The organism is Gemmatimonas sp. (assembly GCF_044376735.1).
GTDB lineage: Bacteria > Gemmatimonadota > Gemmatimonadetes > Gemmatimonadales > Gemmatimonadaceae > Gemmatimonas.
The window spans coordinates 1-7,421 of record NZ_JBILKJ010000134.1; the positions used below are offsets into that span (position 1 = coordinate 1).

Genomic DNA, 7,421 nt, shown 5'->3' on the forward strand with positions numbered 1-7,421 from the left:
TGCCCCACCAATCTGATCGGCACGGCGGACCTGTACCTCATCGCCCACCATGGTGGCAACGATGGCGCGGATCCGTCGCTGTTCGCCGCCGTGAAGCCCCGCGTGGCCATCTTCAACAACGGCCCACGCAAGGGCGCGCAGGCGCGCACCTTCGCCACCCTCCGCGCGATGCCCACCCTCGACGGCTGGCAGCTGCACCGCACTGGCAACCCCGGCGTCGAGAACGTCCCCGACGCCCGCATCGCCAATCTCGACGAGAGCACCAGCGCGTGGATCAAGGTGTCCGCCCGCCCCGACGGCAGCTTCACCGTCACCAACGGCCGCACCGGGCAGTCCACCGCGTATCCGCGGTAACCGCAACGCGGTAACCACGCGCCTTCATCACCACACGAGTTCTGAGATGACCGTTCCGACCACGCCCTCCCCGACCCTCGATACGCTGTGGATGCCCTTCACGGCCAACAAGGCGTTCAAGGCGCGACCGCGCCTGCTCGTCAGCGCCAAGGACATGCACTATCAGTCCGATGACGGGCGCGAGATTCTCGACGGAACGGCCGGGCTCTGGTGCGTGAATGCCGGCCACTGCCGGCCCTCGATCGTGGAGGCCATCGTACGCACCGCCTCGACGCTGGATTTCGCACCAAGCTTTCAGATGGGCCATCCGCTGTCGTTCGCGCTGGCCGACAAGCTCGTGAAGCTGCTCCCGACCGGCATGAACAAGGTGTTCTTCTCCAACTCGGGGAGCGAAGCGATAGACAGTGCCCTCAAGATCGCCCTGGCCTACCATCAGGCCCGCGGCGAACCGGAGCGGCGCATGTTCATCGGGCGCACACGCGGCTATCACGGCGTGGGTTGGGGTGGCATCTCCGTCGGCGGCATCGAGATGAATCGCAAAACGTTCGCGGCGCAGCTCATGCCGCACGTCGATCATCTGCCGCATACGCACGACCTCGCGCACAACGCCTTCTCGAAAGGACAGCCGCTGTGGGGCGCGCACCTCGCCGACGCGCTCGAAACCATGGTGGCCACCCACGGCGCCGGCAGCATCGCCGCCGTGGTCGTCGAACCGCTGGCCGGATCCACCGGCGTGCTCGTGCCGCCGGTCGGCTACCTGGAACGGCTGCGGGCGCTGTGCACGGCGCACGGCATCCTGCTGATCTTCGACGAAGTGATCAGCGGATTCGGACGGCTCGGCGCCCCATTCGCCGCGCAGCATTTCGGCGTGACCCCGGACATCATGGCCATGGCCAAGGGGCTCACGAATGCCGCCGTGCCGATGGGAGCCACGGCAGTGCAGGGCGCGCTCTACGACACCGTCGTCAACGCCTCCGAGCGCGGCATCGAGTTCTTTCACGGCTACACGTACAGCGGACACCCGCTGGCCGCCGCGGCAGGCATGGCCACCCTGGACCTGTACGAGCAGGAGGGGCTGTTCGAGCGGGCCCGCACCCTCGCCCCGGAATGGGAGACGGCCGTGCACGCGCTGCGTGATGCGCCGTACGTGATCGACGTGCGTAACCTCGGTCTGGTAGCCGGCATCGAGCTCGAACCGCGTGCCGGTTTGCCGGGAGCCCGCGCCTACGACGCCTTCGTGAACTGCTTCCACGAGCAGGACGCGCTGATTCGCGTGACCGGCGATATCATTGCTCTGTCGCCGCCGCTCACCATCAGCGTCGAGCAGATCCACGAGCTGGTCGGTAAGGTCCGCCAGGCCCTGCTTGCCATCACCTAACGTTACGGATACCGGAACTCGTGAACGGCACCAGCTATCTCTGGGTCAAGGCGTTACACGTCATCGCCGTGATCGCCTGGTACGCCGGGCTGTTCTACATCTTCCGCCTGTACGTGTACCACGTGCAGAAGCGCAGCGAGCCCGCGGTGACGGCCACGCTCGAAGTCATGGAGCGGCGCCTGCTGCGCGCCATCATGACGCCGGCCATGGTCGTGGCCCTCGGTGCCGGCACGGCCATGCTGGTGATGAATCCCGCGCTGCTGAAAATGCCGTGGATGCACGCCAAACTCGGCGCCGTGTTGCTCCTGCTTGGCTATCACGGCCTCGCCTCGTGGACGCGCAAGAAGTTTCTGCAGGGCGAGTACGTGCTCAGCGAAACCGCCTGCCGATGGATCAATGAAGTCCCCACGATCCTGCTGCTCATCATCGTGATCGGCGTGATCGTGCGACCGGGCGCGTGAAGTGAACACCACCGGGCAGTACGTCACGATCAATGGCGTACGCTTGTGGGTGGAAGACACCGGCGGCAGTGGACCGCCCGTGCTCTTCTCGCATGGTCTGCTCTGGAGCACGCGCATGTGGGATGCGCAGGTGGCCGCGTTGCGCTCGCGATATCGTTGTATCGCGTGGGATCATCGCGGTCAGGGCCAAAGCGACGTGCCGAACGTGCGCTCCATCAGTATCGAGGAGTGTTACGCCGATGCCGTCGCCCTCATCGAACGGCTCGGCGTGGCGCCAGTGCACATCGTTGGCCTGTCGATGGGCGGGTTCGTCGCCATGCGCCTTGCCGCGCGTCGTCCCGATCTCGTACAGTCGTGCGTACTGCTGGAAACAAGTGCCGAGGCCGAACCGGCAGAGAATGTGCCCAAGTATCGCACGCTCAATCGGGTGGCGAAGTGGTTCGGCCTGCGCATGGTCGCGAGCAAGGTCATGCCGATCATGTTCGGCACCACGTTTCTCACGGATCCCGCACGCGCCGTCGAGCGGGATGCATGGCGCGAGCGATTAGCGCGAAACCGCCGCGACATCTGGCGCGCGGTGAATGGTGTGATCGAGCGGGAGCCCGTCCTGTCGGAGCTCGGTCACATCACGGCGCCCACGATGATCATGGTGGGCGATGAAGATGTCGCGACGGTGCCGCTGAAGGCGGAGCGTATTCATGCAGCTATACGCGGGTCAACGCTGGTGCGCATTCCACACGCCGGACATTCCAGTAGCATCGAGCAGCCCGGTCACGTGACGGCAGCCATCGACGCGTGGGTCGCGCGGTTTGATACGCGGCGACTCGAGACGGCTGACCTCTGACCGGAGCGCACCATGTACGAAGCGAAGACGAAGCCCACCGCTGTGAGTGTCGAGAGCTACCTCGCCGCGATCGCCGATGACGTGCGGCGCGAGGATTGCCGTGTACTCACCGAGATGATGCAACGACTGACGGGCCACCCACCAACGATGTGGGGCACCAGCATCGTCGGCTTCGGGCAGTATCACTACAAGTACGCCAGCGGCCATGAGGGCGACTCATGCCTCATCGGCTATTCGTCGCGGCAAGGGGATATCAGCGTGTATCTGCTCGCCGGGTACGAAACCGACGAGACGCGAGCGCTGCTCGCGCAGCTCGGTCGGCACAAGATCGGCAAGGCGTGTCTTTATATCCGACGGCTCTCCGATGTGCAGGTGCCGGTCCTCGAGCAGTTGATGGCGCGCTCGATCGCCGAGACGCGAGCGCGGTACCCGTCGTAAGCCTCGCGAGACCTAGCGCACGCGCGCAAATCGTACGTCGCGCGTGCGCGTGTTCCCCGCGTAGAACCCGATCACCTGTCCATTGCGATCGCGTTCGAAGATGAGCGTCGTCGCATCGATCACGAACGTGTCTTTCGCGCCTGGGGCCATCTTCACCGCGTTGGAACGACGGTTCTCCACGATCAGCACGCCATCCTTGACGCTGATGGTGTAGTAGGCCTCCAATTCCTCGCTGAAGAAGCGTCCGGCGAAAGCGTTCAACTCCACCGCCGTGGGCGCCCAGGCTTTGGGCGCATCACCAGCCAGTCGCGTCGCACGCTGCACGCCATTCTGATTCAGCGTGAGTCCGACCACCTTGCGCTGCGCATCGCGGAGAAACGTCACCGACGCCTCGACTCCGCGGATCGCGAACGTCGAGTCTGAGGTGGCCGTGAGCTGCAGCCGACTCTGACCGGTGGCCTGCGTGAACAGCGAATCCGCCGACCGGGTGAAGCTCATCACGAACTGCGGCGCGGCATCGAGCGCATAGCGGCCGACGAATTCATCGAAGCGCGCCGGATCGAACGCGGCCGCCGTACCGGCTACCTTCGGCTTCGGCGCCGGTGTGAGCTCGGCAAAGAAGGCCTGCGCGATGCGAAACGCCATCTGGGAATCAAATCCGGCATCATTGCTCTGCACCGTCACGCCAGCCTCGATTCCGGGGTAGTACGCCAGCATGGAACGGTGCGCCACATCGGCGCCGCCATGCTGGATGCGCTTGAGCGGTCCCTGCGTGTCGACGAAGAGGCCCATGCCGTAGCCGGTGCTCTTGCCGTCGGTCAGCGTGAATGGCGTCATCATCTGCGCGATGCTGGCCGCGGTGCCGACGCGCGGATGCGCATAGTTCTCCACCCACCGCTGCAGATCGCCCAGCGTGGTGTAGATGGCGCCGGCACCCATCGAGGCCGGGAGATCACCGAGCGTGCGCCATTCCCCGTTCGCCCCGCGCGTATATCCCTCGGTGGCACCCGGCACGGTGCCGTGTCGATCGCTGCGCACCATCGTGTGGGTCATGCCGATCGGTCCGAACACCTCGCGCTGCATGAACTCGGGGAACGTCATCCCCGACACGCGCTCCACGATCAAGGCGGTGAGCGCAAAGCCGGTGTTGTTGTAGTTGAACTCCGCGCCCGGTGCGTTCTGCAAGGCCGGCTGATGCTGCACGATGCTGATGACTTCCGATCGGTCCACGTGATCGCCCTCGTCGAATCGGCGCCCGGCCAGCGAGAGTCCGTTGTACAACTCGCGATAGCCACTGGTATGCGTGAGCAGATTCCGCACCGTGACCGTGCGGCCAAGATCCGGCAGTTCGGGTATGTGCTTTCGTACGTCATCATCGAGACGCAGCTTCCCCTGCTCCACCAACAGCATGACCGCGAATGCGGTGAACTGCTTCGACGTGGATCCGATATTCGTTGGCGTGGTCGCGGTGAAGGGCACGGTGTACGCAAGGTTCGCCATGCCGTAGCCTTTCGCGAACAGCGTCCGACCGCCGCGCCAGACGGCGACCGCGGCACCGGGACCGTCGGTGCGATCGTACGGGGCGAGCAGCTGCGCGGCGAAGGTGCGAGGGTCTTTCGACAGCACCTCTCGCGCCACCAACGTGATCGAGAAGTCGCCGACGGCGGAATCCACCGGGATCACCTCGATCTGTTGTATCCCTTGCTCGCCGATCTCGACGTGCAGTCGCTCGAGCCCGCGCGGCGTCGCATTCACCGTACGCAACACCCGACCGCGCGGCGAGAGGATACGGACCAGGGTGTTCGCGCTGATCTGGTCAACGGCCACGCGCGCGATGACATTGGAGTCGGCGTCGAACCGGTATCGCGCGGTGTCCCCGCGGGCGAGCGTGGCGCGGACGGGACGGCCAACACTCAGCGTGATGGGCTGGGCAACGAGATCGGTCGCGCCGCAGAGCAGCGCACCGATCAGGGCTACACGATGCATGGAGATGCCTCGGGACAAGGGGTATCGTTCGGCCCCAATAATACGACGTGCTCCACGACCGCGTTATCGCCGTCGGCTCTCTCTCCGAGAAACACCATGGACTTCGATCTCGCGCACGGCAGCGCCATCCTGGCCCGTACGCCGTCTGCGCTGCACGCCTTACTCGATGGGCTCGACACGTCGTGGACAACGACCACGGAAGGTCCCGACACGTGGAGCGCGTATGATATCGTGGGGCACCTGCTGCACGGCGAGCGCACCGACTGGATTCCGCGCGCGCAGCTGATTCTCGCGCAGGGCGACCACCGGCGATTCACGCCATTCGACCGGTTCGCGCAATTCGAAGCGAGTCAGGGTCGCTCGCTGGGCGAGCTGCTGCGGGCATTCACCGCACAGCGCGAGGCCAGTCTGGCCACGCTGCACGCTTGGCAGCTCTCCGAGGCCCAGTTGGCGCTCGAGGGTGAGCACCCCGCGTTCGGCGTGGTCACCCTGCGCGAGCTGCTCGCCACGTGGGTGGCGCATGATCTCGGACACATCGCGCAGATCGCGCGGGTCATGGCCCGGCAGTATCGCACCGCGGTCGGACCGTGGCGCGAGTACCTGCCGATTCTCGATCGCTGACCGCCGACCGCCGGACTACAGCAGCTTACGCAGCACGTCGTCGTCGAGCCGGTGCCCGCCACCGAACGTCAATTCCTCAACCGCAATGCCCATCGCGTCGATGCGCTTGCGCAGGCTCCGTCGGAAGGAATCGGTAGCGAACTTGTCCTTGTCACCCACTACCACTTGCACGGTGGTGCCGGTCCACGCCGCACGCATGGCGTCATCCGACACATCATGCGCGAGGCCGCCCGCCCACAGCACGTGCGTGGCCACGTCGGCCCCCTCTTCCGGCACGCCACGGTCGGCCACATCGGCCACCCACCGCATGCTCATGGCGACGCCCTGCGAGAACCCGAGCACCTTGATCGCCGGCACGTCCCCACGCGCCTCGAGCACCGCGTCGACCTCCTGACCAACGACCGCGTGCAACATGCCGAGCGCATCGCGCAAGTCGTCCTCGCGGTCGTCACGCGTGAGCCACGTGGCCCCGGTCCGCGCCAGATGCTTGCCATCCGCTCGCGGCAGCTCGAGGTAGAAGCGCGACAGCCCCTCGGGGGCGATGATGCGCGTCCCGTTGGGCACCTGCCGGGCGAACGTGGTCAAGAACTCGCTGGCCAGCTGGCCATAGCCGTGAAAGACCACCCACAGCGTGGTGGTATCGGCCGGCTCGGCTCCAACGGTGGCGTACCGGGCCGTGCGCTCCACGGCAATCTTGTGCATGGTGATCGCCGAAACGGCGTCACGAGTGGCGTCTTGGAATTCAGTCATCGTCCCTGAATTCTAGTCACTCGCCCGCGCCGTGTTGGCATCCAACGTTTTTTGCGCTCCAGTCAGCGCTGTCCATCCCGCGCGAAACACTTCGGCACGAACTGGGTGGTGCTCTTCACCGAGGTGACCCCATCAAGACTGCCAGCCGCCTTCGGACATGAACGTGCGCACTACGGCTGACGCTGCTGGCGCAGCATCGTATTCGCATCGATCAGCGTCTCCACTTGCAGCAATCGTCGTGAGGCCTTGCCGATCCACACCACCGATTCGCGCTTGGGAGCCAACGTAAAAATCACCACGTGCGCCTCTTCACCGAGCACGGTCGCACTGCCGGTGACGTCAATGCGATACTCGCGCAAGCCACTATCGGTGTCATACACGCGAAAGCGGGCCGCGTACCCTTTCTCGAGCGGCAACGAGCGCACGATCAGATCCCAGTTGCCCGAATCGAACGGCGCGATTGCCAGCGTGGTGTCGATCGGCAGCGACGGCACATCGACCGGCCCGATCGATCCCTTCACGCGCTTGCCGCTGAACTCCAGCGCGATCAGCCGCGATGGCGACACATTGCGATGACGACGCGGCGCCA

General features: G+C 65.4%; 8 protein-coding genes and 1 pseudogene. 6 read left to right on the forward strand and 3 right to left on the reverse strand.

The window, feature by feature from the left end; genetic code table 11:
- The 5 genes and pseudogenes from ACIRA7_RS13495 to ACIRA7_RS13515 form a co-directional block, all read left to right on the forward strand.
- Positions 1 to 354: pseudogene (locus ACIRA7_RS13495) on the forward strand (MBL fold metallo-hydrolase); the annotation flags it as partial.
- A 46-nt stretch (positions 355 to 400) separates the two neighbouring features.
- Positions 401 to 1,732 (forward strand): aspartate aminotransferase family protein, encoded by a 1,332-nt coding sequence (locus ACIRA7_RS13500; RefSeq protein WP_396221370.1) that lies wholly within the window; start codon positions 401 to 403, stop codon positions 1,730 to 1,732.
- A 20-nt stretch (positions 1,733 to 1,752) separates the two neighbouring features.
- On the forward strand, positions 1,753 to 2,193 hold the full coding sequence (gene hemJ, locus ACIRA7_RS13505) for a protoporphyrinogen oxidase HemJ (RefSeq protein ID WP_396221371.1): 441 nt from the start codon (positions 1,753 to 1,755) through the stop codon (positions 2,191 to 2,193).
- A gap of 1 nt (position 2,194) precedes the next feature.
- A complete protein-coding gene (locus tag ACIRA7_RS13510; RefSeq protein ID WP_396221372.1) occupies positions 2,195 to 3,037 on the forward strand; it encodes an alpha/beta fold hydrolase in 843 nt (280 codons plus the stop codon).
- Positions 3,038 to 3,049: 12 nt separating this feature from the next.
- Positions 3,050 to 3,475, forward strand: coding sequence for a DUF1801 domain-containing protein (locus ACIRA7_RS13515; protein ID WP_396221373.1), 426 nt, complete (start codon positions 3,050 to 3,052; stop codon positions 3,473 to 3,475).
- A 12-nt stretch (positions 3,476 to 3,487) separates the two neighbouring features.
- Here the strand turns inward: ACIRA7_RS13515 and ACIRA7_RS13520 are convergent, their stop codons facing one another.
- Positions 3,488 to 5,461: a serine hydrolase domain-containing protein gene (locus ACIRA7_RS13520; RefSeq protein WP_396221375.1), complete on the reverse strand. Its 1,974-nt coding sequence runs from the start codon at positions 5,459 to 5,461 to the stop codon at positions 3,488 to 3,490.
- A gap of 96 nt (positions 5,462 to 5,557) precedes the next feature.
- Here ACIRA7_RS13520 and ACIRA7_RS13525 point away from each other — a divergent pair, with 96 nt between their 5' ends.
- Positions 5,558 to 6,082 carry a DinB family protein gene (locus tag ACIRA7_RS13525; RefSeq protein ID WP_396221376.1) on the forward strand — a complete coding sequence of 175 codons (525 nt, stop codon included), beginning with the start codon at positions 5,558 to 5,560 and terminating at the stop codon, positions 6,080 to 6,082.
- Between the two features lie 15 nt (positions 6,083 to 6,097).
- On the opposite strand, the gene ACIRA7_RS13530 is transcribed toward ACIRA7_RS13525, so the two are convergent.
- Both ACIRA7_RS13530 and ACIRA7_RS13535 read right to left on the reverse strand, forming a co-directional pair.
- The gene (locus ACIRA7_RS13530; protein WP_396221377.1) at positions 6,098 to 6,832 is read right to left on the reverse strand and encodes an alpha/beta hydrolase; all 735 of its coding nucleotides are present in this window, start codon (positions 6,830 to 6,832) and stop codon (positions 6,098 to 6,100) included.
- Positions 6,833 to 7,002: 170 nt separating this feature from the next.
- On the reverse strand, positions 7,003 to 7,421 hold a 419-nt coding region (locus ACIRA7_RS13535), incomplete at its 5' end, for a hypothetical protein (protein ID WP_396221378.1).